This is a genomic window from Nocardioides hankookensis (assembly GCF_042658885.1).
GTDB classification, from domain to species: domain Bacteria; phylum Actinomycetota; class Actinomycetes; order Propionibacteriales; family Nocardioidaceae; genus Nocardioides; species Nocardioides hankookensis.
The window spans coordinates 958,150-981,321 of the sequence record NZ_JBHSRJ010000004.1 but is presented as its reverse complement, the minus strand read 5'-3'; the positions used below and the strand labels follow the sequence as shown (position 1 = coordinate 981,321).

The 23,172-nt window shown below is 71.7% G+C and carries 23 protein-coding genes; 6 read left to right on the top strand and 17 right to left on the bottom strand.

The features are described 5' to 3' along the window. Positions 1-37: 37 nt before the first annotated feature. Positions 38-1,858 (bottom strand): ABC transporter ATP-binding protein, encoded by a 1,821-nt coding sequence (locus ACFPYL_RS11170; RefSeq protein ID WP_379153865.1) that lies wholly within the window; start codon positions 1,856-1,858, stop codon positions 38-40. Beyond that, positions 1,855-3,672: an ABC transporter ATP-binding protein gene (locus ACFPYL_RS11165; RefSeq protein WP_379153863.1), complete on the bottom strand. Its 1,818-nt coding sequence runs from the start codon at positions 3,670-3,672 to the stop codon at positions 1,855-1,857. Before ACFPYL_RS11165 ends, ACFPYL_RS11170 begins: the two co-directional genes overlap by 4 nt. A gap of 109 nt (positions 3,673-3,781) precedes the next feature. Here ACFPYL_RS11165 and ACFPYL_RS11160 point away from each other — a divergent pair, with 109 nt between their 5' ends. The 3 genes from ACFPYL_RS11160 to ACFPYL_RS11150 all read left to right on the top strand — a co-directional run bounded on the left by ACFPYL_RS11160 (position 3,782) and on the right by ACFPYL_RS11150 (position 5,731). Next, entirely contained in the window at positions 3,782-4,411 is a 630-nt protein-coding gene (locus tag ACFPYL_RS11160; RefSeq protein ID WP_379153861.1) for a TIGR03085 family metal-binding protein, read from the top strand. Positions 4,412-4,595: 184 nt separating this feature from the next. Beyond that, a complete protein-coding gene (locus ACFPYL_RS11155; protein WP_379153859.1) occupies positions 4,596-5,537 on the top strand; it encodes a Vgb family protein in 942 nt (313 codons plus the stop codon). Positions 5,538-5,554: 17 nt separating this feature from the next. Next, positions 5,555-5,731, top strand: coding sequence for a hypothetical protein (locus tag ACFPYL_RS11150; protein WP_379153857.1), 177 nt, complete (start codon positions 5,555-5,557; stop codon positions 5,729-5,731). 3 nt (positions 5,732-5,734) lie between these two features. Here ACFPYL_RS11150 and hisF read toward each other — a convergent pair whose 3' ends face one another. The 7 genes from hisF to hisD are packed head-to-tail and all read right to left on the bottom strand — an operon-like array spanning position 5,735 to position 11,198. Then, positions 5,735-6,496: an imidazole glycerol phosphate synthase subunit HisF gene (gene hisF / locus ACFPYL_RS11145; protein ID WP_379153855.1), complete on the bottom strand. Its 762-nt coding sequence runs from the start codon at positions 6,494-6,496 to the stop codon at positions 5,735-5,737. Next, on the bottom strand, positions 6,493-7,227 hold the full coding sequence (gene priA, locus ACFPYL_RS11140; RefSeq protein WP_379153853.1) for a bifunctional 1-(5-phosphoribosyl)-5-((5-phosphoribosylamino)methylideneamino)imidazole-4-carboxamide isomerase/phosphoribosylanthranilate isomerase PriA: 735 nt from the start codon (positions 7,225-7,227) through the stop codon (positions 6,493-6,495). Before priA ends, hisF begins: the two co-directional genes overlap by 4 nt. 12 nt (positions 7,228-7,239) lie before the next feature. After that, positions 7,240-7,563 (bottom strand): hypothetical protein, encoded by a 324-nt coding sequence (locus tag ACFPYL_RS11135; protein ID WP_379153851.1) that lies wholly within the window; start codon positions 7,561-7,563, stop codon positions 7,240-7,242. Then, on the bottom strand, positions 7,560-8,198 hold the full coding sequence (hisH, locus tag ACFPYL_RS11130; protein ID WP_379155442.1) for an imidazole glycerol phosphate synthase subunit HisH: 639 nt from the start codon (positions 8,196-8,198) through the stop codon (positions 7,560-7,562). Before hisH ends, ACFPYL_RS11135 begins: the two co-directional genes overlap by 4 nt. Then, positions 8,198-8,797 (bottom strand): imidazoleglycerol-phosphate dehydratase HisB, encoded by a 600-nt coding sequence (gene hisB / locus ACFPYL_RS11125; RefSeq protein WP_379153849.1) that lies wholly within the window; start codon positions 8,795-8,797, stop codon positions 8,198-8,200. Before hisB ends, hisH begins: the two co-directional genes overlap by 1 nt. Then, a complete protein-coding gene (locus ACFPYL_RS11120; protein ID WP_379153847.1) occupies positions 8,794-9,888 on the bottom strand; it encodes a histidinol-phosphate transaminase in 1,095 nt (364 codons plus the stop codon). The genes hisB and ACFPYL_RS11120 overlap by 4 nt, the downstream gene beginning before the upstream one ends. Beyond that, positions 9,885-11,198 carry a histidinol dehydrogenase gene (gene hisD / locus ACFPYL_RS11115; protein WP_379153845.1) on the bottom strand — a complete coding sequence of 438 codons (1,314 nt, stop codon included), beginning with the start codon at positions 11,196-11,198 and terminating at the stop codon, positions 9,885-9,887. The genes ACFPYL_RS11120 and hisD overlap by 4 nt, the downstream gene beginning before the upstream one ends. Positions 11,199-11,323: 125 nt before the next feature. On the opposite strand from hisD, the gene ACFPYL_RS11110 reads away from it, so the two are divergent. Both ACFPYL_RS11110 and ybaK read left to right on the top strand, forming a co-directional pair. Beyond that, positions 11,324-11,989 carry an LON peptidase substrate-binding domain-containing protein gene (locus ACFPYL_RS11110; protein WP_379153843.1) on the top strand — a complete coding sequence of 222 codons (666 nt, stop codon included), beginning with the start codon at positions 11,324-11,326 and terminating at the stop codon, positions 11,987-11,989. 7 nt (positions 11,990-11,996) lie between these two features. Then, positions 11,997-12,485 (top strand): Cys-tRNA(Pro) deacylase, encoded by a 489-nt coding sequence (gene ybaK, locus ACFPYL_RS11105; RefSeq protein ID WP_379153841.1) that lies wholly within the window; start codon positions 11,997-11,999, stop codon positions 12,483-12,485. Here ybaK and ACFPYL_RS11100 read toward each other — a convergent pair. From ACFPYL_RS11100 to ACFPYL_RS11085, 4 genes are all read right to left on the bottom strand, one after another. Further along, a complete protein-coding gene (locus ACFPYL_RS11100) occupies positions 12,482-14,107 on the bottom strand; it encodes a DUF3352 domain-containing protein (protein WP_379153839.1) in 1,626 nt (541 codons plus the stop codon). The genes ybaK and ACFPYL_RS11100 overlap by 4 nt on opposite strands. Before the next feature lie 9 nt (positions 14,108-14,116). Beyond that, a complete protein-coding gene (locus tag ACFPYL_RS11095; RefSeq protein ID WP_379153837.1) occupies positions 14,117-14,662 on the bottom strand; it encodes a hypothetical protein in 546 nt (181 codons plus the stop codon). Further along, entirely contained in the window at positions 14,659-18,213 is a 3,555-nt protein-coding gene (gene dnaE / locus ACFPYL_RS11090) for a DNA polymerase III subunit alpha (RefSeq protein WP_379153835.1), read from the bottom strand. The genes ACFPYL_RS11095 and dnaE overlap by 4 nt, the downstream gene beginning before the upstream one ends. A gap of 138 nt (positions 18,214-18,351) precedes the next feature. Further along, positions 18,352-19,095: a hypothetical protein gene (locus tag ACFPYL_RS11085; protein WP_379153833.1), complete on the bottom strand. Its 744-nt coding sequence runs from the start codon at positions 19,093-19,095 to the stop codon at positions 18,352-18,354. Positions 19,096-19,396: 301 nt separating this feature from the next. Here ACFPYL_RS11085 and ACFPYL_RS11080 point away from each other — a divergent pair, with 301 nt between their 5' ends. After that, the gene (locus tag ACFPYL_RS11080; protein ID WP_379153831.1) at positions 19,397-19,831 is read left to right on the top strand and encodes a hypothetical protein; all 435 of its coding nucleotides are present in this window, start codon (positions 19,397-19,399) and stop codon (positions 19,829-19,831) included. Positions 19,832-19,895: 64 nt separating this feature from the next. Here ACFPYL_RS11080 and ACFPYL_RS11075 read toward each other — a convergent pair whose 3' ends face one another. The 4 genes from ACFPYL_RS11075 to ACFPYL_RS11060 are packed head-to-tail and all read right to left on the bottom strand — an operon-like array spanning position 19,896 to position 23,140. Continuing rightward, complete coding sequence (locus ACFPYL_RS11075; protein WP_379153829.1) at positions 19,896-20,588, bottom strand: GNAT family N-acetyltransferase; 693 nt, start codon at positions 20,586-20,588, stop codon at positions 19,896-19,898. Further along, positions 20,578-21,516 (bottom strand): RluA family pseudouridine synthase, encoded by a 939-nt coding sequence (locus ACFPYL_RS11070; protein WP_379153827.1) that lies wholly within the window; start codon positions 21,514-21,516, stop codon positions 20,578-20,580. Before ACFPYL_RS11070 ends, ACFPYL_RS11075 begins: the two co-directional genes overlap by 11 nt. Then, positions 21,513-22,112: a signal peptidase II gene (gene lspA / locus ACFPYL_RS11065; protein WP_379153825.1), complete on the bottom strand. Its 600-nt coding sequence runs from the start codon at positions 22,110-22,112 to the stop codon at positions 21,513-21,515. The genes ACFPYL_RS11070 and lspA overlap by 4 nt, the downstream gene beginning before the upstream one ends. Further along, on the bottom strand, positions 22,085-23,140 hold the full coding sequence (locus ACFPYL_RS11060; RefSeq protein WP_379153823.1) for a TraR/DksA family transcriptional regulator: 1,056 nt from the start codon (positions 23,138-23,140) through the stop codon (positions 22,085-22,087). The genes lspA and ACFPYL_RS11060 overlap by 28 nt, the downstream gene beginning before the upstream one ends. Positions 23,141-23,172: the final 32 nt, after the last annotated feature.

The following is a 23,172-nucleotide window of genomic DNA, read 5'->3' as shown; positions in this document are numbered from 1 at the left end:
AGGTGCGAGCGCAGCGAGCCTCGAAACCACCTGGTCGTCAGCTCGACTGCTGGCTTACCCAGCTCGCGTGCAGCCCCGCGTAGACGGAGCCCTCCTGCTGGACGAGCACGGCGTGCGGTCCGCGCTGGACGATCCGGCCGTGGTCGACGACGACGACCTCGTCGGCGCTCTCGGCGGTCGAGAGCCGGTGCGCGATGGTGACGCTGGTGCGCCCGCTCATCAGGCGCTCCAGCGCCCGGCCGATCCGCATCTCGAGGGCGGGGTCGACGGAGCTGGTGGCCTCGTCGAGCACGAGCAGGTCGGGGTCGGCGAGCTGGGCGCGCAGGAGCGCGACCAGCTGGCGCTCGCCCGCGGAGAGCGACTCGCCGCGCTGGCCGACCCGCGTGTCCAGGCCGGCGGGGAGCCCCGCGAGCCAGTCGCCCAGCCCGAGCTCGTCGGCGCTCGCGCGGATCTCGTCGGCGGTGGCGTCGAGGCGGCCGTACTGCACGTTGCTGGCGAGGGTGTCGTCGAAGAGGAAGCCCTCCTGGGGCACCAGCACGACGCTGCGCCGCAGCGACGCCTGCGCGATGTCGCGGACGTCGATGCCGTCGAGCTGCACGGACCCGGACGACGGGTCCATCAGCCGGGTCAGCAGCTTCGCGATCGTGGACTTGCCGGAGCCGGTCTCCCCGACGACGGCCACGCGGGTGCCGGCCGGGATGTCGAGGTCGATCTCGCGGAGCACCGGAGGTCCGCCCGGGTAGGCGAAGCCGACGTCACGCAGGGACACGTCGATCGGCCCGCGCGGGAGCACCTGGCCGTCCTCCCCCGGGTCGACCAGGTCGGCCGGGGTCTCGAGGATGCCGATCACCCGGCGCCAGCTGACCAGGGCGTTCTGGGCGTCGGTGAAGATCTGGGTGCCCATCTGCACGGGCCCGACGAACAGCGTGACCAGGAACGCGAACGCCAGCACCTTGCCCGCCGTCAGGTCCTGGCCGAAGCCGCCCCCGTGCAGGCCGATCTGGATGCCGAAGACCAGCACCGCGGCGTTCGCGAGCCCGGCGGAGATGCCGCCGAGCGAGAACGAGACGACCGTGAACTGCTGGGCGCGCGTGCTGGCCGACTTGTACTCGTCGATCGCCTCGTCGATGCGCTCCTGGGTGCGGTCCTCGATCGCGTAGGACTTCACGACCGCGGCGCCGACGACCGGCTCGGAGATCGCGGAGAGCATCACGCCCACCTGGCGGCGCACGACGCCGTACGCCTCGGAGAGCTTGCGCTGGAAGTAGCGGATCGAGAGGAAGAGCGGCGCGAAGCAGAGCCACACGATCACCGCGAGCTGCCAGCTGTAGATCAGCATGACGACGGTCGCGATCACGACCTGACCGACGCTCACGATCAGCAGCAGGCCGCCGAAGACCAGGAACTGGCTGACCTGGTCGACGTCGCTGGTGACCCGCGAGACGAGGGCGCCGCGGCGCTCGGTGTTCTGAGTCAGCACCGGCAGGTCGTGCACGTGCCGGAACGCCTTGACCCGCAAGGTCGCGAGGCCGCGCTCGGAGGTGGTGAACAACCGGGACGTCATCAGGTACGACGCCCAGCTCGCGACGATGATCGCGAGGGCGGCGACCAGCGCCATCACGACGGTGAAGGAGACGTCCGGGCCTCCTGATCCGTTGATGCCGCGGTCGAGGGTCTGCTGGACCGCGATCGGCACCACGACCTGCCCGGTCGCGGCCAGGAACGCCAGGGCGATCGTCCAGCCCAGGCCGTCGGTCAGCTCCGGCGAGACCGCCACGCCGCGACGGATCGTGTCCATCGCGCCGATGTCCTCGCCGGTGTCCATGCCGGTCGTCCTCGTGTCGGTGGTCGTGCTCATGCCCGGTCCTCCACCAGCTCGACGTCGGTCTCGTACGCGTTGACCAGGCGGGCGTACGCCGGGCTGCGGTCCAGCAGCTCGGCGTGCGTGCCGCGGTCGGCGATCCGACCGTCCTCGAGGTGCACGACCTCGTCGGCGAGCCCGATGGTGGCCTTGCGGTAGGCGACGACGACCAGGCTGGTGCCACGGTCCCCGTCACCCGGCGAGCGCAGCGCCTCGAGGATGCGCGCCTCGACCTCGGGGTCGACCGCGGACGTGGCGTCGTCGAGGACCAGCAGGCGCGGCCGGCGGACCAGGGCGCGGGCCAGCGAGATCCGCTGCCGCTGGCCACCGGAGAGCGACGTGCCGCGCTCGCCCAGGCGGCTGTCGAGCCCGTCGGGCAGGGCGGCGACGAACCCGTCGGCCTGGGCCGCACGCAGCGCGGCCCACACCTCCTCGTCGGTGACGGCGGCACCCAGCGCGACGTTGCCGCGCACGGTGTCGTCGAAGAGGAACGCCGACTGCGGCACCAGCGCCACCACCTCGGCGAGCTCGCCGCGGGCGAAGTCGCGCAGGTCGGTGCCGTCGAGGACCAGCCGGCCCTCGTCGGGGTCCACGAGGCGGGACATCAGCGTCGTCAGGGTGCTCTTGCCGGACGCGGTGGCACCGACGAGCGCCACGGTGCGGCCCGGCTCGACCGTGAACGACACGTCCTCGATCAGCGGCTGGTCGGCGTCGTAGCGGTAGCCGAGGCCCTCGACCTCGAGCCGCGCGCCCGCGACCAGCGTGCGGTCGGCCGCGCGGTCGCCGTACGGCATCTCGCCGGTGGCGCGCAGCACCGTGCGCACCCGGTGGTAGCCGACCACGCTGCGCGGGAACTCGCCGAGCAGCCAGCCGATCGCGCGGATCGGGAAGGAGACGATGGTGAGCAGGTAGGCCACGGTCACCACGTCGCCGGGGGCGGTGGCGCCGTGCAGCACCCGCTCGACGCCGACGACCAGGACGATCAGGACGCCGAGGTTGGGCAGCGCGGCGAGCGTCGGGTCGAAGGCCGCGCGGATCCGGCCTGCGCGGATGTTGACGTCGCGCAGCTGGTGGGCCTTGTCGGCGAACCGGGTGGTCTCCTCGGCCTCGCGGCCCAGTGTCTTGACCACCATGGCGCCGTCGAAGGACTCGTGCGCGACCTCGCTCAGCTCGGCGCGCAGCTGCTGTGCCCGGGTCATCAGCGGCGAGGCCAGCCGCTGGTAGGCGAGGTTGGCGAGGACGACGGCCGGGAAGACCAGCAGCCCGACGAGGGCCATCACGACGTCGGCGAAGAACATCTGCGCCACCGCGATCACCATCATCGCCAGCACCCCGACCGCCATCGGCAGCGGGGCGATCGGACCCCAGGCGGCCTCGACGTCCGAGTTGGCGTTGGAGAGAAGCTGTCCGGTGGGGTGCCGGTGGTGCCACTCCATCGGCAGGGCGAGGTACTGCCGGGTCACCGCGCGACGGGTGTGTGCCTGCATGCGGTACTGCATGACACCCGCGCCGAGCCGGCGGGCCACGATGCCGACCGCGCGCAGCAGGGCGACGCCGAGGAAGAGCGCGAAGACCGCGACCATCAGGTCGGCACCGATCTCGCCGTCGTCGAAGGCCGGCAGCACGACGTGATCGGTCGACCAGCCGAGCACCCACGCATCCGCCACGGTGAGCGCCCCGAAGAGGACGCTGCCGATGGTGGAGAGGGTGAAGATCCACGGCTCACGCCGGATCGCGACCCCGAGGACGCGGAACCCCTCGACCGAGGTGCCTCTCCTGCTCCGTGCCTCCGTGCTGCGTTGCTCGCTCACTACCCGCCCGTCGTCGTGGTGCCGCGTCTTCCGTGCTGCCGGCGTGAACCCCGCCGTCCCGCCAGGCTATTCCCACCCTCCGACACGGGGCGTCCCCTATATTGCCCGCGTGACCGACTCCCTCGCCCGCCGGGAACGCGCCGCGCTCTGCGACCTCGCCGTCGAGGTCGGGGCGGGCTCCCCCACCGAGTGCACCGGCTGGACGGCGAAGGACCTGGTCATCCACCTGCTGGTGCGCGAGCGCCGCCTGCTCGGTGCGGCCGGCATCGTGCTGTCGCCGTTCTCCGGCTTCACGGCGCGGGCGAGCGCGGCGTACGAGAAGCGGGAGTACGCCGCCCTGGTCGAGAAGCTCCGCTCGCCGGGCGGTCTCTTCGTCCTCGGCCCGGTCGAGAAGGCCGCCAACACCTTCGAGTACGTCGTCCACCACGAGGACCTGCGGCGCGCCCAGCCCGACTGGACGCCGCGCGAGCTCGACCCGGCCGACGTCGACGCGCTCTGGGCCCAGCTCAGCAAGGGCCTGACGTTCTTCGGCCGCAAGCTGCCGCGTCCGACCGTGGTCCGGCGGGCCGACACCGGCGACACCGCGGTCGCGAAGAAGGGCGACGACGCCGTCACGATCACGGGCGACGTCGTCGAGCTGATCCTCTTCCTCTTCGGGCGGGAGTCGACGCAGGGCCTGGTCTTCGAGGGACCCGACGAGGCCGTCGCCGCGATCCGATCGGCGGACCTCGGCGCCTAGGGTGCGACTCCTTATCCGGCGCCGTCGCGAGCAGGATTTCGCGCCGTACCTGGCAAGGCGGAGGTGCGAAGGCGGGCCGGAGGCCCGTCGAGTCGCCGACAACGCGGCCAGATCGGATGCGAAAGCCTGCGCAGCAGGCGCTCCCGGACAAGGAGCCGTGCCTTGGGGCCCGTACCGTCGGGCCATGAGACTCGCGCTCGCGGCCACGGTGGCCACCTCGGTGGCGGCACTGGCCGCCTGCACGGGGTCCGATGAGCCCGACTCCCGTCCAGCAGCCACGCCCAGCGGACCCCAGGCGCAGACGACCGAGCTCGACGCCGGTCCGGTGGGCGTCGCCGACGTCGACGGGCAGGCATGGACCGTGCTCGTCGACGAGGGCACGCTCCGGACCTCTTCCGACGAGCACATCCCGGTGGGCGACGCACCGCTCCGGCTGGTCTCGACCCCCAGCGGCGTGTGGGTCACCGTCATCCGCGACGGCACGGTCGTGCGGGTCAACCCGACCACCGGGACGGTCGACCAGACGGTCCGGATGCGCCCTGCGGGCAGCGAGCCGGAGGGCATCGCGTGGGACGGTCGGCTGCTCTGGGTCGTCGACCAGGCCCACGACCGGGTGGTGCCGATGACGCTCGACGGCAAGCAGCTGGCCGCGGTCGACGTCGACGAGGGGCCGCGGCTCGTGTCGACGGGGACGAGCGGCGTCTGGGTGACCAGCTTCGCGGGCAGCGCGCTGACGCGGGTCCACGGCGACCTGGGCGTGACCGCCCGGCTCACCGGCTGCGTCGGGCCGCAGGGCGTGGCCGAGGCGGCCGGCCGGGTCTGGGTCGCGTGCACGCTCAGCGGCAAGGTCGTGGCCCTCGACGTACGCACGCTGAAGCAGGTCGCCGAGATCGACGACGTCCCCGACGCCGACGCCGTGGTCGCCACCGACGACACGGTGTACGCCGTGGGCCAGTCCGGGCCGACCGTCTTCGTCATCGACGCGGCGAGCGGCACGCTCACCGACACCATCGCGCTCGACGAGGCCCATGCCACCAGCGAGAACGTCGGCGCGGCCGTCGTCGGGGACGACCTGGTCGTCACGCACCCGGACGAGCAGAAGATCTACACGCTGCCGCTGCCCTGAGGGCGTAGCGTCTCCCCATGATCGTCTTGATCGTCATCGGGATCTTCGTCGCCGTCATGGTCGTCTACGCGTTCTGGCCGCGGGCGGACGGGCTGGGCTCCCGGGTCAACCGGGCGTCGACCATCGCCCACGGCAAGGCGGGTAACTACGACAACGACGGTGGCGGCGGCAGCGGCGGCGGTGGAGGGCTCTGAGCCTCAGCGGACCGGATGACCGGCGGTCGCCAGCGACTCCTTGACGTCGGCGATCCGCAGCGTGCCGAAGTGGAAGACCGTCGCGGCCAGCACCGCGTCAGCCCCGGCCTCGACGGCCGGCGCGAAGTGCTCGGTCGCACCCGCGCCGCCCGAGGCGATCACGGGGATGCTGACCTCGCGGCGTACGGCGCGGATCAGCTCGAGGTCGAAGCCGTCCTGGGTGCCGTCGGCGTCCATCGCGTTGAGCAGGATCTCACCCGCGCCCAGCTCGGCGGCGCGCACGGCCCACTCGATGGCGTCGAGCCCGGCGGACTTCCGGCCGCCGTGAGTCGTGACCTCGAAGCCCGACTCGGTCCCCGAGGCCCGGCGCGCGTCCACGGAGAGGACCAGCACCTGGTTGCCGAACCGGTCGGCGATCTCCGCCACCAGCTCCGGCCGGTGGATCGCGGCGGTGTTGACGGCGACCTTGTCGGCGCCGGCCCGGAGCAGCCGGTCGACGTCCTCGACGCTGCCCACTCCCCCGCCGACGGTCAGCGGGATGAAGACCTGCTCGGCGGTCGCGGAGACGATCTCCATCGTGGTCGCTCGACCTTCGTGGGAGGCGGAGATGTCGAGGAAGGTCAGCTCGTCGGCGCCCTCGGCGTCGTACAACTTCGCGAGCTCGACCGGGTCGCCCGCGTCGCGGAGGTCCTGGAAGTTGATGCCCTTGACCACGCGTCCGGCGTCGACGTCCAGGCAGGGGATGACGCGTACGGCGAGGCTCACGACGCACCCTTGGTGAGGGCGAGCGCGTCCTCGAGGGTGAACTTCCCCTCGTAGAGCGCGGTGCCGGCGATGGCGCCCTCGACGCCCTCGGGCACCAGGCCCATCAGCGCCCGGATGTCGTCGAGCGTCGTCACTCCCCCGGACGCCACGACGGGCGCCGCGGTCACCGCACAGACGTCGCGCAGCAGCTGGAGGTTGGGGCCGGCGAGCATGCCGTCCTTGTTGACGTCGGTGACGACGTAGCGCGCGCAACCCTCGGCGTCGAGCCGGGCCAACGTCTCGTAGAGGTCGCCGCCCTCCTTGGTCCAGCCGCGGGCGGCGAGCGTCGTGCCGCGCACGTCGAGGCCGATCGCGATCCGGTCGCCGTGCTCGGCGATGATCCGGGCGCACCAGTCGGGCTGCTCGAGGGCGGCGGTGCCGATGTTCACGCGGCGGCAGCCGGTGGCCAGCGCGGCCTCGAGCGACTCGTCGTCGCGGATGCCGCCGCTCATCTCGACCTGGATGTCGAGGGCGCCGACGATCTCGGCCTGGAGCTCACGGTTGGTGCCGCGGCCGAACGCCGCGTCGAGGTCGACCAGGTGCAGCCACTCGGCACCGGCGTCCTGCCAGCGCATCGCGGCGGCCACCGGGTCGCCGTACACGCGCTCGGAGCCGGCGACGCCCTGAGCGAGCTGGACGGCCCGGCCCTCGGTGATGTCGACGGCGGGCAGGAGCTCGAGGTAGTCAGGCATCGTTCACTCTCGTCAGCTGGTCATCAGGATCAGGAGGATGGGGGCGATCAGCACGCTCAGCGCGAGCGCGAGCAGGCGCACGGCCCAGTCGCCGGAGGCGACCCAGACCAGCACGTTGAGCGCGATCACGGAGACGACGACCATCCGGGTGCGGGTCCGGTTGCGGGCCGCGATGACGCCGGTGGGCCGGCCCCGGCCCTTCGGGACCCAGCGGGTGAGCGTGGCGACCCGGGCGTCGCGACGCGCCTTGCGCTCCTGCTCGGCCGCCCGTGCCGTCGCCTCGATCGCGGCCAGCCGCTCACGCTCGGCCCGGCGCTGCGCGCGCTCCTTGCTCATCGGAGGGACCGCACCCAGCTGCGGAGCAGCGCGGCCCCCGCGTCGCCGGACTTCTCGGGGTGGAACTGGGTCGCCGTGAGCGGGCCGTTCTCGACGGCCGCGACGAAGCGGTCGCCGCCGTGCTCCGACCAGGTGACCAGGGGCGCCCGGGTGCGGTCGTTGGTCTCGAGGGTCCAGTCGCGCACGGCGTAGGAGTGCACGAAGTAGAAGCGCTCGTCCTCGATGCCGTCGAAGAGCGTGGTGCCGGCCGGGACGTCGACGGTGTTCCAGCCCATGTGGGGTACGACGGGCGCCTGGATCCGCTCGACCACGCCGGGCCACTCGTCGCAGCCCTCGGTCTCGACGCCGTGCTCCACCCCGCGCTCGAACAGCACCTGCATGCCGACGCAGATGCCCAGCACCGGACGGCCGCCCGCGAGCCGGCGCCCGATGATCCGCTCGCCCTTGATGGCGCGCAGGCCGGCCATGCAGGCGGCGTACGCACCGACGCCGGGGACCAGCAGCCCGTCCGCGTCCAGCGCGGTCTGGAAGTCGCCCGTCAGCGTGACCTCTGCGCCGGCGCGCTCGACCGCGCGCACGGCGGAGCGGAGGTTCCCCGACCCGTAGTCGAGGACGACGACGCGGGGCTGGGTGATCAGAGCGCACCCTTGGTCGAGGGCACGCCCGTCTCCCGCGGGTCGATCGCGACCGCGTCGCGGAAGGCGCGGGCGAACGCCTTGAACTGGGTCTCCACGATGTGGTGCGGCTCCCGGCCGGCCAGCACCCGCACGTGCAGCGCGAAGTGGCCGTGGAACGCGACCGACTCGAAGACGTGCTGGGTGAGCGAGCCGAGGTAGTCGCCACCGAGGACGACGTACTGCTGGCCCTCCGGCTCGCCGGTGTGCACGCAGTAGGGGCGGCCCGAGACGTCGACGACGGCCTGGACGAGCGCCTCGTCGAGCGGGACCGTGGCGTCACCGAAGCGGCGGATGCCGGTCTTGTCGCCGAGCGCCTCGCGCAGCGCCTGGCCGAGGACGATCGCGGTGTCCTCGACGGTGTGGTGCGCGTCGATGTGGGTGTCGCCCTCGGTCTGGACGGTCAGGTCGAGCAGGGCGTGGCGGCCGAAGGCGTCGAGCATGTGGTCGAAGAAGCCGACGCCCGTCGAGACGTCGGTGCGGCCGCTGCCGTCGAGGTCGACCTCGACGAGCACCTTCGACTCCTTGGTCTGCCGCTCGATCCGCGCCGTCCTGCTCATGGTGCTTCCTCTTCCAGAACCTCGGTCAGTGCTTGCTTGAACGCCATCATCTCGTCCGCGGTGCCGATCGACACCCGCAGCCACCCGTCTGGGCCGGTCTCCCGGATCAGCACGCCCCGGTCGAGCAGTCCCTGCCAGACAGCATGACGGTCCGCGAAGGTCCCGAACAACGCGAAATTGGCGTCGGAGTCGGCGACCTGGAGCCCGCGGGTCCGCAGCCAGTCCACGGACGCGTCCCGCTCGGCGCGCAGCTCGTCGACCTTGCCGAGCAGCTCGGGCGCGTGCCGCAGCGCCGCCAGCGCGGCCGCCTGGGTGACCGCGGACAGGTGGTAGGGCAGGCGCACGACCCGGATGGCGTCGCAGATCGCTGGGTCGGCGGCCAGGTAGCCGAGCCGCAGGCCGGCCGCCGCGAACGCCTTGCTCATCGTGCGGCTGACGACGAGGTTGCGGTGCTCGGGCAGCAGCTCGACCGCACTCGGCACGCCGGTGCGGCGGAACTCGCCGTACGCCTCGTCGACGACCACGATCCCGTCCTGGGCGGCCTCGCAGAGCGTGGCGACCGCCTCCGGTGGCAGCGCGGTGCCGGTCGGGTTGTTGGGGCTCGGCAGCAGCACCACGCTCGGCTGGCGCTCCTTGACCAGGTCGCGGGCGCGGGCGAGGTCGAGCGAGAAGTCGCTCTCACGCCTGCCCAAGACCCACTCGGTGACGGTGTCGCGGGCGTACTCGGGGTACATCGAGTACGTCGGGGCGAAGCTCAGCGCGACCCGGCCCGGTCCCCCGAAGGCCTGGAGCAGCTGGAGCATCACCTCGTTGGACCCGTTGGCGGCCCACACCTGCTCGGCGGTGACGCCGTGCGGCGTGTCGGTCGAGAGGTACGCCGCGAGCGCGGTGCGCAGCTCGACGAACTCGCGGTCGGGGTAGCGGTTCAGGGTCGTGGCCGCGCCGGCGACCGCCGTGGCGATGTCTGCGGCGCAGGCGAGCGACGGTCCGTAGGGGTTCTCGTTGACGTTGAGCTGGACGGGCACGTCCAGCTGCGGGGCGCCGTACGGCTCGATGCCCCGCAGCTCCTCGCGGAGCGGCGGCCAGGTCATCGCGTCGACTCTGGGGAGAACCGCACCGAGACCGCGGCGCCGTGACCGGGCAGGTCCTCGGCGTTCGCGAGCGTGACGACGTGGTCGGCGACCTCGGCCAGCGCGTCGCGCGAGTAGTCGACGACGTGCACCGACTTGGTGAACGCGCGCACCGACAGCCCGCTGCTGTGGCAGGCGCAGCCCGCCGTCGGCAGCACGTGGTTGGAGCCCGCGCAGTAGTCGCCGAGGCTGACCGGGGCGTACTGCCCGATGAAGATCGCGCCGGCGTTGCGCACCCGGGCGGCGTACGACGACGCGTCGGCCGTGTGGATCTCCAGGTGCTCGGCGGCGTAGGCGTCGACGACGTCCAGGCCCTGCTCGAGGTCGTCGACCAGGACGATGCCGGACTGGCTGCCGGAGAGGCTGGTGCGGATCCGGTCGACGTGCCGGGTGACGGAGACCTGCTTGTCGAGCTCGGCCTCGACGTCGGCGGCGAGCCGCTCGGACGGGGTCACGAGCACCGCGGCCGCGAGCGGGTCGTGCTCGGCCTGGCTGATCAGGTCGGCGGCGACGTACGCCGCGTCCGCGGTGTCGTCGGCGAGGATCGCGATCTCGGTCGGCCCGGCCTCGGAGTCGATGCCCACCTGACCCTTGAGGAGCCGCTTGGCGGTGACCGTGTAGATGTTGCCGGGGCCGGTCACCAGGTCGACCTTGGCGCACGGACCGACGCCGTACGCCAGCATCGCGATGGCCTGGGCGCCGCCGACGGCGTACACCTCCTCGACGCCGAGCAGCGCGCAGGCGGCCAGGATCGTCGGGTGCACGGCGCCGCCGAACTCCTTCTGCGGCGGGCTCGAGAGCGCGATCGACCGCACGCCGGCGGTCTGCGCTGGCACCACGTTCATCAGCACGCTCGACACCAGCGGCGCCAGCCCGCCGGGCACGTAGAGACCGACCCGGTCGACCGGCACCTTGCGGTGGGTCACGCGAGCGCCTGGCCCGAGGTCGGTGACGGCGTCGGTCTCCAGCTCGTTGGCGCAGGTCGCGCGCAGGCGGCGGATGGACTCCTCCAGGCCGGCGCGGATGGCCGGGTCGAGCTCCGCCAGGGCGGTCTCCAGCGCCGCCGGGGCGACCCGGATGTCGTCGACGGTGACCCCGTCGAACCGCTCGCCGTACTCCCGGATGGCGTCCAGTCCGCGGGTCCGGACCGCCTCGCAGATCGCATGCACCGCCGGCACCGCTGCCTCGACGTCGAAGTCGGCACGGGGCACGGCTGCGCGGTAGTCGACCGTCGTGCGGTCGGCTCCTCGCAGGTCGATGCGCTGGATCATGGGTCGATTCTACGAGCGTGAGCCTGTCGTGCCGGATCGGTGACAGCGAGTGGGACACGGTGGTTGAGGTGCGAGCGCCAGCGAGCCTCGAAACCACCAGCACGAGGAGCGACTACGTTGGAGGTGTGCCGGACTCGCTGCCGATGTTCCCGTTGAACGCGGTGCTGTTCCCCGGGCTGAGCGTGCCGCTCAAGGTCTTCGAGGACCGCTACCGGGCGCTGGTCCACCACCTGCTCCGGGTCGAGGACCCGGTCGAGCGGTCGTTCGGCTCCGTCGGCATCCGCGAGGGCTACGAGGTGGGCGACCACGGCGCGCAGTCGCTCTACCGGATCGGATGCCGGATGCAGCTCACCGAGATCGAGAGCCACCCCGACGGCACCTTCGACGTGGTCGCGGTCGGCATGGAGCGGATCGAGCTCCAGCGCCTCGACACCAGCGGCACCTTCCCGGTCGGTCACGTCATCGACCGGCCGGACGTCTCGGCCCCGGTGCCCGAGGAGGTGATGGAGGGCGCCCGCGCCGCGTTCACGGCCTACCGGGTGGCCCTCGCCGACCTGCGCAGCGACCCGTACGACGGCGCGCTGCCCCGCGACCCGACGTACCTCTCCTGGACGCTGGCCGCGGTCGCCCCGCTGCCGATGTCGGAGCGCCAGTCGCTGCTCGAGGCCGAGGACGCCACGGAGCGGTTGGTCCTGCTCACCGACCTGCTCCGCTCCGAGCTGCGCGCGATGAACGTCATCCCGTCGCTGCCGGCCACCGAGGTGGCTCGCACGCGGTGGTCGCCCAACTAGAGGATCAATGGCCAAGAAGAAGTCGGCAGGTGGCACGCCCGCGACCGTCGCGCTGACGGCGGCGGGCGTCGCCTTCACCCTGCACGAGTACCACCACGACCCGCGCGCGGAGTCCTACGGCCTGGAGGCCGCCGAGGCCCTGGGCGTCGACCCCGCCCGCGTCTTCAAGACGCTGATGGCGAGCGTCGACGGTGCCCTGACGGTCGGCATCGTGCCGGTCTCGGGCCAGCTGGACCTCAAGGCGCTCGCCCGGGCGGTCGGCGGCAGCAAGGCCGCGATGGGCGACCTGGCCGCGGCCGAGCGCGCGACGGGGTACGTCGCGGGCGGGATCTCCCCGATCGGCCAGAAGCGGCGGCACCCGACCGTGCTCGACGAGACCGCGTCGGCGTACGACACGGTCTTCGTCTCCGCCGGGCGCCGGGGCCTGGACCTGGAGATCGCGCCGGCCGACCTGGTCTCGGTCACCGGCGCGACCGTCGCCGCGATCGGACGCTAGCCGGTCGTGACCTTGAGGACGGCGTGCGCGACGTCGTCGTCGACCCAGGCACTCATGCCCAGGGCCTGCAGCGGCGCGAGGTTGTCGCGGACCTCCGCGTCGTCGCCGGCCAGCGCCGCGAGCCAGTCGTCGCCCGAGTCGAAGTTGACGTAGACGACCGCGGCGGCATCGTCGGCGTGCTCGACGACCTTCGTGAACGGGTCGCTGTCGCCGAGGCCGCCGTCCTGGAGCAGGACCTTGCGGTAGTCGGCGTCCGGACCGATCGCGACGACCCCGTCGTCGGTGTCGCTGTCGAGCAGGCCGCCGTCCGCGCCGTCCGCCGCACCGCGCAGCTTGTCGAGGACGGCCTCGATGTCGTCGGCGTCGCCCAGCACCTTGACGCCGACCCCGGTGGCGCTGCCGGTGTCCGTGCCGGAGAAGAGCGACTCCGGGTCGAAGTCGCCGTCGACCGCGAGCGTCAGCGACTCGCCGACCAGGGTCTCCGCGTCCTGGGGCAGGTCGAGTCCGAGCTGCTCCCCGATCTCGGCGAGCAGGTCGTCGCCCGACTCCCCCGACGCCCGGGCGAACTGGTCGACGAGCTCGGTCAGCCACCCCTCTTCGAAGCTCACGCCGATCGCGGCCGCCGTGTCGTCGGGCAGCGTCGCGATCGCCTCGCCCGCCTCGTCACCCTCCGTCACCGACTTCCCGGTGGCCGCCGGATCCGCCGCCAGCTCCAGCTCGAGGCCACCGTCGTCGAACCGGACGGTGGCCGCCGCTCCCTTGAAGTCCTCGAGCGCGTCGATCGCCTCCGACGGCACGACCTCGTCGCCGCTGTCGGACAGCCGAGAGGCGTCGTCCGCGAAGTCGGCGAGCAGACCACCGACGTCGGCCGAGGCGTACATCGAGATGATCCCGTCGTCACCGGCGGCGTCGGTCCACTGCTGGAAGTCGTCGTCGTCGGCCAGCGGCGAGTCCGCCGCGTCGGCGGCGACCTCGTCGACCGTCTTCTGGTCCTCGCCGATCAGGGCCCAGCCGTCGGCAATCGCCCAGGCGCCGTCGTCCGAGCTGCCGCCGCCGCACTCGCGCAGCTTGGCGAGGCCGGCGTCGGCGGCGTTCTCGTCGCTCACCTGGACCACGAAGACGGGTGCCGGCTCGTCGGCTCCGGTGTCGATCGCGGCGACCGCGAACCGGTCGCCGAGCCACGGCTCGATGTCGTCGCCGTAGTCGAGGTCCGCGCACCCGGACTCACCCTGGATCTGGTCGAAGATCCACTCGCGGACGTCGTCGCCGGTGTCGAGACCCACGTGGTCGTCGAAGGCCGGGAACTTCTTCAGCGTGCGCAGCGCCTCGATCTTCTGCCCGCCGCTCGGGTCCAGGTCGATGCTGGCGTAAGCCAGCGTCGAGGCCGGCAGCCCCTCGGAGGGCTGGGCACCGGTCGAGAAGAACGACCAGGCCGCCCACGCGGCGCCACCCAGGACGGCGACGCCGACGGTCGCGGCCACGGCGACCACGGCGGTACGACGTCCGCTGCCGGAGCGCGGTGCGGGCGGCAGCCCGTCGCCGCCCCTGCTGTCGAGGTACTCGACGGCCCCCTCGTGCGGGGGCTCGGACGGCGGCGGACCTGCGGGGGTGTCGATCGGCACCCGCGCAGCCTATCCAGCCGCGCCGGTCTCGGCGGGCGTGTGCTCCGGCTCAGGCTCGCGGAACCGGGTCGGGAGGCCGACGAAGACGAGCACGACCCCGATCAGCGCACCGCTCGGCAGCGCGATCCAGGGGCTCCGCCCGGTGACGGCGAGCGCCATCGGGATCTTCGTCCCGTCGGCCGCCGTGGCCGCGACGACGTCCTGGTCCGCCGGCCCCAGCGCGGTGCCGACGACCAGCATCAGCCACGTCGCGAGCGCCGAGCCCACGACCACGGCGGCGAGCGTCAGCAGCGGCATCCGGGTGGCGAGCAGTGCGGCGGCGATGCCGGCGACCAGGCCGGCGACGAGGCCGATCGCCACGAACCACCCGGTGCCCGAGAACTCGTGCTGCAGGCCGAGCGCGTCGGCGGCGGTCCACTGGTGGTCGTAGGCGACGCCCATGGTCGGCGTCCAGACGCGCTGCCACACCACGCCGGCGAGCGCCCCGACGGCGGCGAAGCCCGCGACGACGAGCCCGAGCTGCACGAGCGCCCGGCGGTCGATGGCGGCCGTCATCCGGTGAGGCACCCCGGGCCGAGGAGCTGCTTGAGGTCGGCGAAGAGCGCGGGGCTCGGCGTCACCCGGTGGTGGTCGCCGATCCGCATCACCAGGGTCTTCTCGCGCATCAGGACCTTCAGGTGGACCTCGGTCACCCCGGGGTGGGTGCGGAGCACCTCCTTGAGGTGGTCCACGGTGTCGGAGTTGACCCGGGTCTGGGGCAGCTTGATCACGACCGGCCCGGACGGCCCGTCGGAGAGGTCCGGCAGGCTGACCTCCTGGCCCATGATCTCCGGCTGGTCCTTGCTCCGCGAGAGCCGGCCCTTGACCGTGATGATCGCGTCCTCGGAGATCATGTGGCCCGACAGCTGCCAGGCGCTCGGGAAGAGCAGCACCTCGATGGCGCCGTCGAGGTCCTCGACGGTGACCATCCCCCAGGCGTCGCCGCGCTTCGTGATCTTGCGCTGCACGCCGGTGACGAGGCCGGTGATCTGGATCGGGCTGCCGTCGGCACGGTCCTCGTCGAGCATCAGCTGACCGACCGTGCAGTCCGAGCTGTTGGCGAGGAGGTGCTCGAGGCCGAGCAGCGGGTGGTCGGACACGTAGAGGCCGAGCATCTCGCGCTCGTGCCCGAGCAGCGTCATCTTGTCCCACTCGTCGAGGTCGGGGATCGCGACCGAGACGCCGAAGCCGCTGTCGTCGTCGATCCCGCCGAAGAGCGAGTCCTGGCCGATCGCCTCGTTGCGCTTGATGTCGACGTACTGGTCGACCGCGGTCTCGTGGATCGCGACCAGCGCGCGGCGCCGGTGCTTCATGTCGTCGAACGCGCCCGACTTGATCAGCGACTCGATGACCCGCTTGTTGCAGACCTGCGCGGGCACCTTGTCGAGGAAGTCGTTGAAGTCCTCGTAGCGGCCCTTCTCCTCGCGTCCGCTGACGACGCCGTCGACGACGTTGGCGCCGACGTTGCGGATCGCGGTGAGGCCGAAGCGGATGTCGGGACCGACCGGGGTGAAGTTGTGCGACGACTCGTTGACGTCGGGCGGCAGCACCTGGATCTTCATCCGGCGGCACTCGTTGAGGTAGATCGCGGACTTGTCCTTGTCGTCCTTGACCGACGTCAGCAGCGCTGCCATGTACTCGGCCGGGTAGTTGGCCTTGAGGTAGGCGGTCCAGTAGGACACCAGTCCGTACGCCGCGGAGTGCGCCTTGTTGAAGGCGTAGTCGGAGAACGGCAGCAGGATGTCCCAGAGCGTCTTGACCGCGGACATCGAGTAGCCGCGCTCCTGCATGCCCGCGGAGAAGCCGGCGAACTGCTTGTCCAGCTCCTCCTTCTTCTTCTTGCCCATCGCGCGCCGCAGGATGTCCGCCTGGCCCAGGCTGTAGCCCGCGAGCTTCTGGGCGATCGCCATGACCTGCTCCTGGTAGACGATCAGGCCGTAGGTCTCGCCCAGGATGTCCTCGAGCGGCTCGGCCAGCTCGGGGTGGATGGCCTCGACCGGCTCGCGACCAGTCTTGCGGCGCGCGTACTTGTTGTGCGAGTCGGCACCCATCGGACCCGGCCGGTAGAGCGCGCCGACGGCGGAGATGTCCTCGAACTCGTCGGGGCGCATGCTGCGCAGCAGTGCCCGCATCGGCCCGCCGTCGAGCTGGAAGACGCCGAGGGTGTCACCGCGCTGGAGCAGGGCGTACGTCGCGGGGTCGGTCAGCTCGAGGTCCTCGAGCACGACGTCCTCGTCGCGGTTGGCCTTGATGTTCTTGACCGCGTCGTCGAGGACCGTCAGGTTGCGCAGCCCGAGGAAGTCCATCTTGATCAGGCCGAGGCCCTCACAGGTGGGGTAGTCGAACTGCGTGATCATCGCGCCGTCGGCGGGGCGCTTCAGCATCGGGATGATGTCGAGGAGCGGCTCGCTGGACATGATCACGCCGGCGGCGTGCACGCCCCACTGGCGCTTCAGGCCCTCGATGCCGATGGCGGTGTCGACGACCCGCTTGACGTCGTTGTCGGCGTCGTAGAGCGAGCGGAACTCGCCGCCCTCGCCGAAGCGCTTGTGCTCGGGGTTGAAGATCTCCTGGAGCGGGACGTCCTTGCCCATCACCGCGGCCGGCATCGCCTTGGTGATGCGGTCGCCCATCGCGAACGGGTAGCCGAGGATCCGCGAGGAGTCCTTGACCGCCTGCTTGGCCTTGATGGTGCCGTAGGTGACGATCATCGAGACGCGGTCGTCGCCGTACTTCTCGGTGACGTAGCGGATGACCTCGCCACGCCGACGCTCGTCGAAGTCGATGTCGAAGTCGGGCATCGAGACGCGGTCGGGATTGAGGAAGCGCTCGAAGATCAGGCCGTGCTGGAGCGGGTCGAGGTCGGTGATCCGCATCGCGTAGGCGACCATCGAGCCCGCACCGGAGCCACGGCCCGGGCCGACCCGGATGCCGTTGTCCTTGGCCCAGTTGATGAAGTCGGCGACGACGAGGAAGTAGCCCGGGAAGCCCATCGAGGTGATGACGCCGACCTCGAAGTCGGCCTGCTTGCGCACGTCGTCGGGGACGCCGTTCGGGTAGCGGAACTGCAGGCCCTTCTCGACCTCCTTGACCAGCCAGGAGTCCTCGTTCTCCCCCGGCGGGCAAGGGAAGCGCGGCATGAAGGTGCCGTTGCCCTCGGTGAAGGAGACGTCGCACCGCTCGGCGACCAGCAGAGTGTTGTCGCACGCCTCGCGCAGGTCGTACTTGTCGGCCCACAGGGCCCGCATCTCCTGGGCGGACTTGATGTAGTAGCCGTCGCCGTTGAACGCGAACCGCTGCCCCGGGCCGTCGCCGGCCGGGATGTCCATCGTCGAGCCCGAGTTGATGCAGAGCAGGTGCTCCTGGCTCTTCGCGTCCTCCCGGTTGACGTAGTGGGAGTCGTTGGTCGCCAGCAGCGGGATCTGGAGGTCCTTGGCCAGGCGCAGCAGCCCGTCGCGCACCCGGGTCTCGATGTCGAGCCCGTGGTCCATCAGCTCGAGGAAGTAGTTGTCCTTGCCGAGGATGTCCTGGAAGTCGGCCGCCGTCTGGCGCGCGGCCTCGTAGGCGCCGTGGCGCAGGTGGACCTGCACCTCGCCCGAGGGGCAGCCGGTGGTGCCGATGATCCCCTTGCCGTGCTGCGACAGCAGCTCGCGGTCCATGCGCGGGTGCTTGAAGAAGCCGTCGCGCCAGGCGCCCGTCGAGAGCCGGAAGAGGTTGTGCATGCCCTCGGTGGACTCCGAGAGCAGCGTCATGTGGGTGTAGGCACCACGGTTGGAGACGTCGTCGGGGCCGCCGCCGTAGAAGTTCACGCCCTTGCGCTCGAAGCGCGAGATGTTGGGCGCGAAGTAGGCCTCGATGCCGATGATCGGCTTGACCCCGGCGCCCTTGGCCTTCTTGTAGAACTCGTAGGCACCGAACACGTTGCCGTGGTCGGTCATCGCGATGGCGGGCATCCCCAGCTCCGCCGTGCGCTCCGCCAGCGCACCGAGCCGGGCGGCTCCGTCGAGCATGGAGTACTCGGTGTGGACGTGGAGGTGGACGAACGAGTCCTGGGAGCCTGAAGCCATCGGCGCGGGCCACTCCTCGGCTGGTCTTGTGCGGGCGTGCAAGAACGGTGCCACGATCACGTCGCGACGGCGCCTTGGGGGAAGGACGCCAGACTACGCGACCGCGGAACCGACTGTAGGAGGACGCACCGACAACCCTCAGCGCCGCGTCACGAGGGGCTTCCTCCCCGCCCGGATCTTCACCGTGAACGTGGTCGTGCGGCCCGGGACGCGGGCCGTGATCACGAGCTTCGTGCCCGCCCGCAGTGCCTTTCTGACCTGCTTCTTCAGCGCGAGGGTGCTGGAGCGGGTGGTGATGGTGAGCCCGCGGCCCTTCAGCTTCGCGGGGCACCCGCGGCCCTGGCAGCGCAGGATGACCGTCGCGCTCGCGGTCCCGAGCCCGGCGACGGAGAGGGTGGTGATCTTCGTCGCGCTCCTCCCCGCCCGGGCGGTCAGCTTGAGGGTGGCGGGGGCCGGCACCACGACGGTGGAGACCGTCCAGCTGCGTACGGCGGCCGGGCCGGTGTTACCGGCGGCGTCGATGGCGCGGACGTCGAAGTGGTGGGCACCGGGTCTCAGTCCGGAGACCGTCTTCGGCGACGTGCAGGCGGCGTACGCCGCGCTGTCGAGCCGGCACTCGAAGGTGGCTCCCGCCTCGGACGTGAAGGCGAACGTCTCCGTCGTCACGGCCTGGAGGGCGCCCTCGCCGGGCCCGCTGGTGGGGTCGAGCGTGACGGTGGGCGCGGCGGTGTCGACCTTCCAGGTGCGGACCAGCGTGGACCGGTCGACATCGCTGCCGTTCTTGGCCCGGACCCGGAAGGTGTGGTTGCCGTCGGCGAGGCCTGTGAACGTCTTGGTGCCGTGCCCGGCACCGTCCAGGCCCCCGCAGTCCCCAAGGACCACATTGTCCATCGAGCAGTCGAAGGTGGTACCTGCCCCCGACCCTGATGCGAAGACGAAGGTAGGCGAGGTCTCGTTGGAAACGTCGGCTGGTCCGCTGACCAGCGTGGTCTCGACGATGCGGAAGCCGATGGACCCGGAGCCGGGGTTGCCCGAGAGGTCGGTTCCGCGGACCCAGAACGTGTGCGGGCCTTCTGTGGTGACCAACGTGTGGCTGGTCGACGACGTACACGCTGCCCATGCTCCGCTATCGAGACGACACTCCGGCGTCCCGCTCAGTGTCTCGTCCGTCGACCAGCTGAACGTGGCCGTGGCGTTGGCGATGGAGACCTGGCCGCCCGTCGGCGTGAAGGTCGGTCCAGTGCTGTCGACGAACAACGCCATCGGCGTGAAGCTCAGCTGCCCGGCCCCGGGGTTGAACCCTTGGCAGACGGTGCCGGACGGCATCGGGCAGCCTTGCCAGGTCACGAACGTGGCATTCCCGATCGGCGACGCGATGAGTGTGACGGACGGGTCACCGACGGCCGGCCCGCACGACGTCGACGTCCCGTTCGCGACCGACGTCCCCGACGTGCACCACGTGGGGTTGCTGCTGAACGAGATCGAGCCGGAGCCCGAGATCGTCGGTGTGATGAAGACCTGGCCGGCGAACGCCGGCGGCACCAGACCGAGCACGAGCGCCAACGCGGAGAGCACCGCCGCGGGCACCAGCCACCTCCGACGTCGACCGGTGTCCTGAGCACTCATCCACGTCCCTCTCCCGAGCAGGTGACGCCACGATAAGCACGCTCGGGCCGCCGCGACTAGGAACTGGCGATATCCAGGCTCTCGGTGATGATCGCGTGGACGATCCGCTCGAGCCGCTCGACCCCGAGCGCAGGGACCCGGACCGCCATCGCCTCGGCGATCTCCCGCTCGCGCACGGCGTCGCGGGTGGCGTCGTGCTTGATGTCCTGGACGGCCACGGTCAGCGCGACCCGGCGCGCGAGCAGGTCGCCGAGCTGCTCGTCGACCTCGTCGATCAGGCCGCGCAGGAACGCCAGCGGCCGCTCCCCGGGCCACGCCATCCGTACGTCGGGCTCGCGCTCCTCGTTGGCGGAGCCGTCGGTGCGCTCGAGCTCGACCAGGCCGTGGCCGGCGTAGAAGTCCCGGGCCGGGGCGTTCATCTCGAAGACCCACAGGCAGAAGCCGTCCGGCCGCTGGGCCTTGACCAGGTCGAGCAGCGCGGAGCCGACGCCTCGACCGGCGTACGCCGGCAGCACGTAGAGGTCGTCGAGCCAGGTCGGGGTGAACCGCGCGTAGCCGACGACGCGACCGTCGACCTCCGCGACCCAGACCTCGTCCTCGGCGAGCCGGGCACCCAGCCAGGCGCGTACCTCGTGCTCGGGGTGCACGCCGGGCGGCATCGCCGCCGCCCCACGGGAGCCCAGGTGCACAGCGGCGACGACGTCGGCGTCGGCCTCGGTCGCGCGCCTCAGCGAGAGGTCAGTGGGCATCCCGGACCACCTCGAGCGCGTGCGCGAGGTCCTCCGGGTACTCGGACTCGTACTCGACGTACTCCCCCGTGTCGGGGTGCTCGAAGCCCAGGCGCATGGCGTGCAGCCACTGACGCTCGAGCCCGACCCGCTTGGCCAGCGAGGGATCCGCGCCGTACGTGAGGTCGCCGACGCAGGGGTGCTTGAGCGCGGCCATGTGCACCCGGATCTGGTGGGTGCGGCCGGTCTCGAGGTGGACCTCCAGCAGGCTGGCGAACCGGTGCGCCTCGAGGGTCTCGTAGTGCGTGACGCTGTGCCGGCCGTCGGCCATCACCGCGAACTTCCAGTCGGACTTGGGGTGCCGCCCGATCGGGGCGTCGATCGTGCCCTCCAGCGGGTCCGGGTGGCCCTGCACGAGCGCGTGGTAGACCTTGTCGACCGTGCGGTGCCGGAAGGCGTTCTTGAGCACCGAGTAGGCGTGCTCCGACTTGCAGATCACCATCACGCCGGAGGTGCCCACGTCGAGCCGCTGCACGATGCCCTGCCGCTCGGACGCACCGCTGGTGGAGATCCGGAAGCCGGCGCCGGCCAGGTGCCCGACCACGGTCGGGCCGGACCAACCGGGCGAGGGGTGCACCGCGACGCCGACCGGCTTGTCGATCACCACGATCGCGTCGTCGTCGTGGATGATCCTGATGCCCTCGACGACCTCGGGCACGACCTCGAGCGGGTCGACCTCCACGGGGATGCGTACGTCGAGCACGGCACCCGGGAGTACCCGGTCGCTCTTCGCGACGGCGGCACCGTCGACCTCGACGTTGCCGGCCGCGATCAGGTCGGCGGCGCGGGTCCGTGACAGCCCGAAGAGCCGGGCCATCGCGGCGTCGACGCGCTCGCCCGCGAGCCCCTCGGGGACGGTCAGCACCCGGTGGTCGGCGTGGTCGCTCACGCGACCTCCTCCTCGGGCGCCTCGGCGTCCTCCGGCTCGTCCTTGGTGGCGCGGGTGCCGTCGAGCCGGACCCCGCGGAAGACCTGGATGAGGATGAGTCCCGCTGCGATGTCGATGCAGATGTCGGCCACGTTGAAGACCGGCCAGTGCGGCAGCATGAAGAAGTCGATGACGTGCCCGCGCAGCGGCGCCGGCTCACGGACCAGCCGGTCCGTCAGGTTGCCCGCGACGCCGGCGAGCAGGAAGCCGAGGGCGAAGGCCCACCCGAGGCTGCCGATGCGGCGGGCGAGGTAGCAGATCACCACGACGGCGGCGATCGCCAGGCAGGTGAAGACCTCCGTGTACGCCGTACCGGTGCTGAACGCCGCGCCCGGGTTGCGCACCAGGTGGAGGACCAGGAGGTCGCCGATGATCTTGACGTCGGGCCTGTCGGTCAGCCGGTCGACCGCGACGACCTTGGAGACCACGTCGACGGCGTACATCGTCGCCGCGACCAGCCCGAAGACCAGCAGGAGACGGCCACGCGAGCCGCGGGGTCGGACCGGTGGCTCTACCTCGTGGTCGCCGGTCAGCGACGCTCCTCGCGCTGCTTGCATGTCATGCACAGTGTGGCACGCGGGAAGGCCATCAGCCGCATCTTGCCGATGGGGTTGCCGCACGACTCGCAGACGCCGTACGTGCCGTCGTCGATGCGGGCCAGCGCCCGCTCGATCTGGGCGAGCTTGTCGCGCTCGCTGTTGAGCACGGTCAGCTCGTGGTCGCGCTCGAAGCTGCTCGCACCGACGTCGGCCTGGTCCTGGCCGGCACCGTCGCCCGAGTCACGCATCAGGCCGTTGAGCTCGCTGTCGAGGCCCTCGACGATCTCGAGGCTGTGCGTGCGCTGCTCGTGCAGCTCGTCGAGCACCTCCTTGAGCTCGGCCTTGGTCCAGGCCGACTCGCCCGCCTGGACGACGAGCTTGCTGGCTGTCGCCTTCCTCGGGGCGGTCGCCTTCTTGGCGGGAGCCGCCTTCTTGGCCGGGGCCGGAACCGGGGCCTTCTTGGCCGGGGCTGCCTTCTTCGCGGGAGCCGCCTTCTTGACCGGGGCCGCCTTCTTCGCGGGAGCCGCCTTCTTCGCCGGGGCCGCCTTCTTCGCCGGGGCCGCCTTCTTCGCCGGAGCCGCCTTCTTCGCCGGGGCCGCCTTCTTCGCCGGGGCCGCCTTCTTCGCCGGGGCCGCCTTCTTCGCCGGGGCCGCCTTCTTCGCCGGAGCCGCCTTCTTCGCCGGGGCCGCCTTCTTCACGGGGGCCGCCTCCTTCGCGGGAGCCGCCTCCTTCACGGGGGCCGCCTCCTTCGCGGGAGCCGCCTTCTTCGCCGGAGCCGCCTTCTTCGCCGGGGCCGCCTTCTTCGCCGGGGCCGCCTTCTTGACCGGGGCCGCCTTCTTGACCGGGGCCGCCTTCTTCGCCGGAGCCGCCTTCTTCGCCGGAGCGGCCTTCTTCGCTGGAGCCGCCTCCTTCGCCGGAGCGGCCTTCTTCGCGGGGGCCGAGGTGCCCGAGGCCGCGGCCTTCTTCGCCGGCGCCCGCCGCGACATCACGGTGCGGGCTGCTGCCTTCGCCTGTCCGGTGATCGACTTCCTCGTCGAGCGTGCCATGAGCGGGCCTCCTCGGCCGTGCGGGCTCCTGT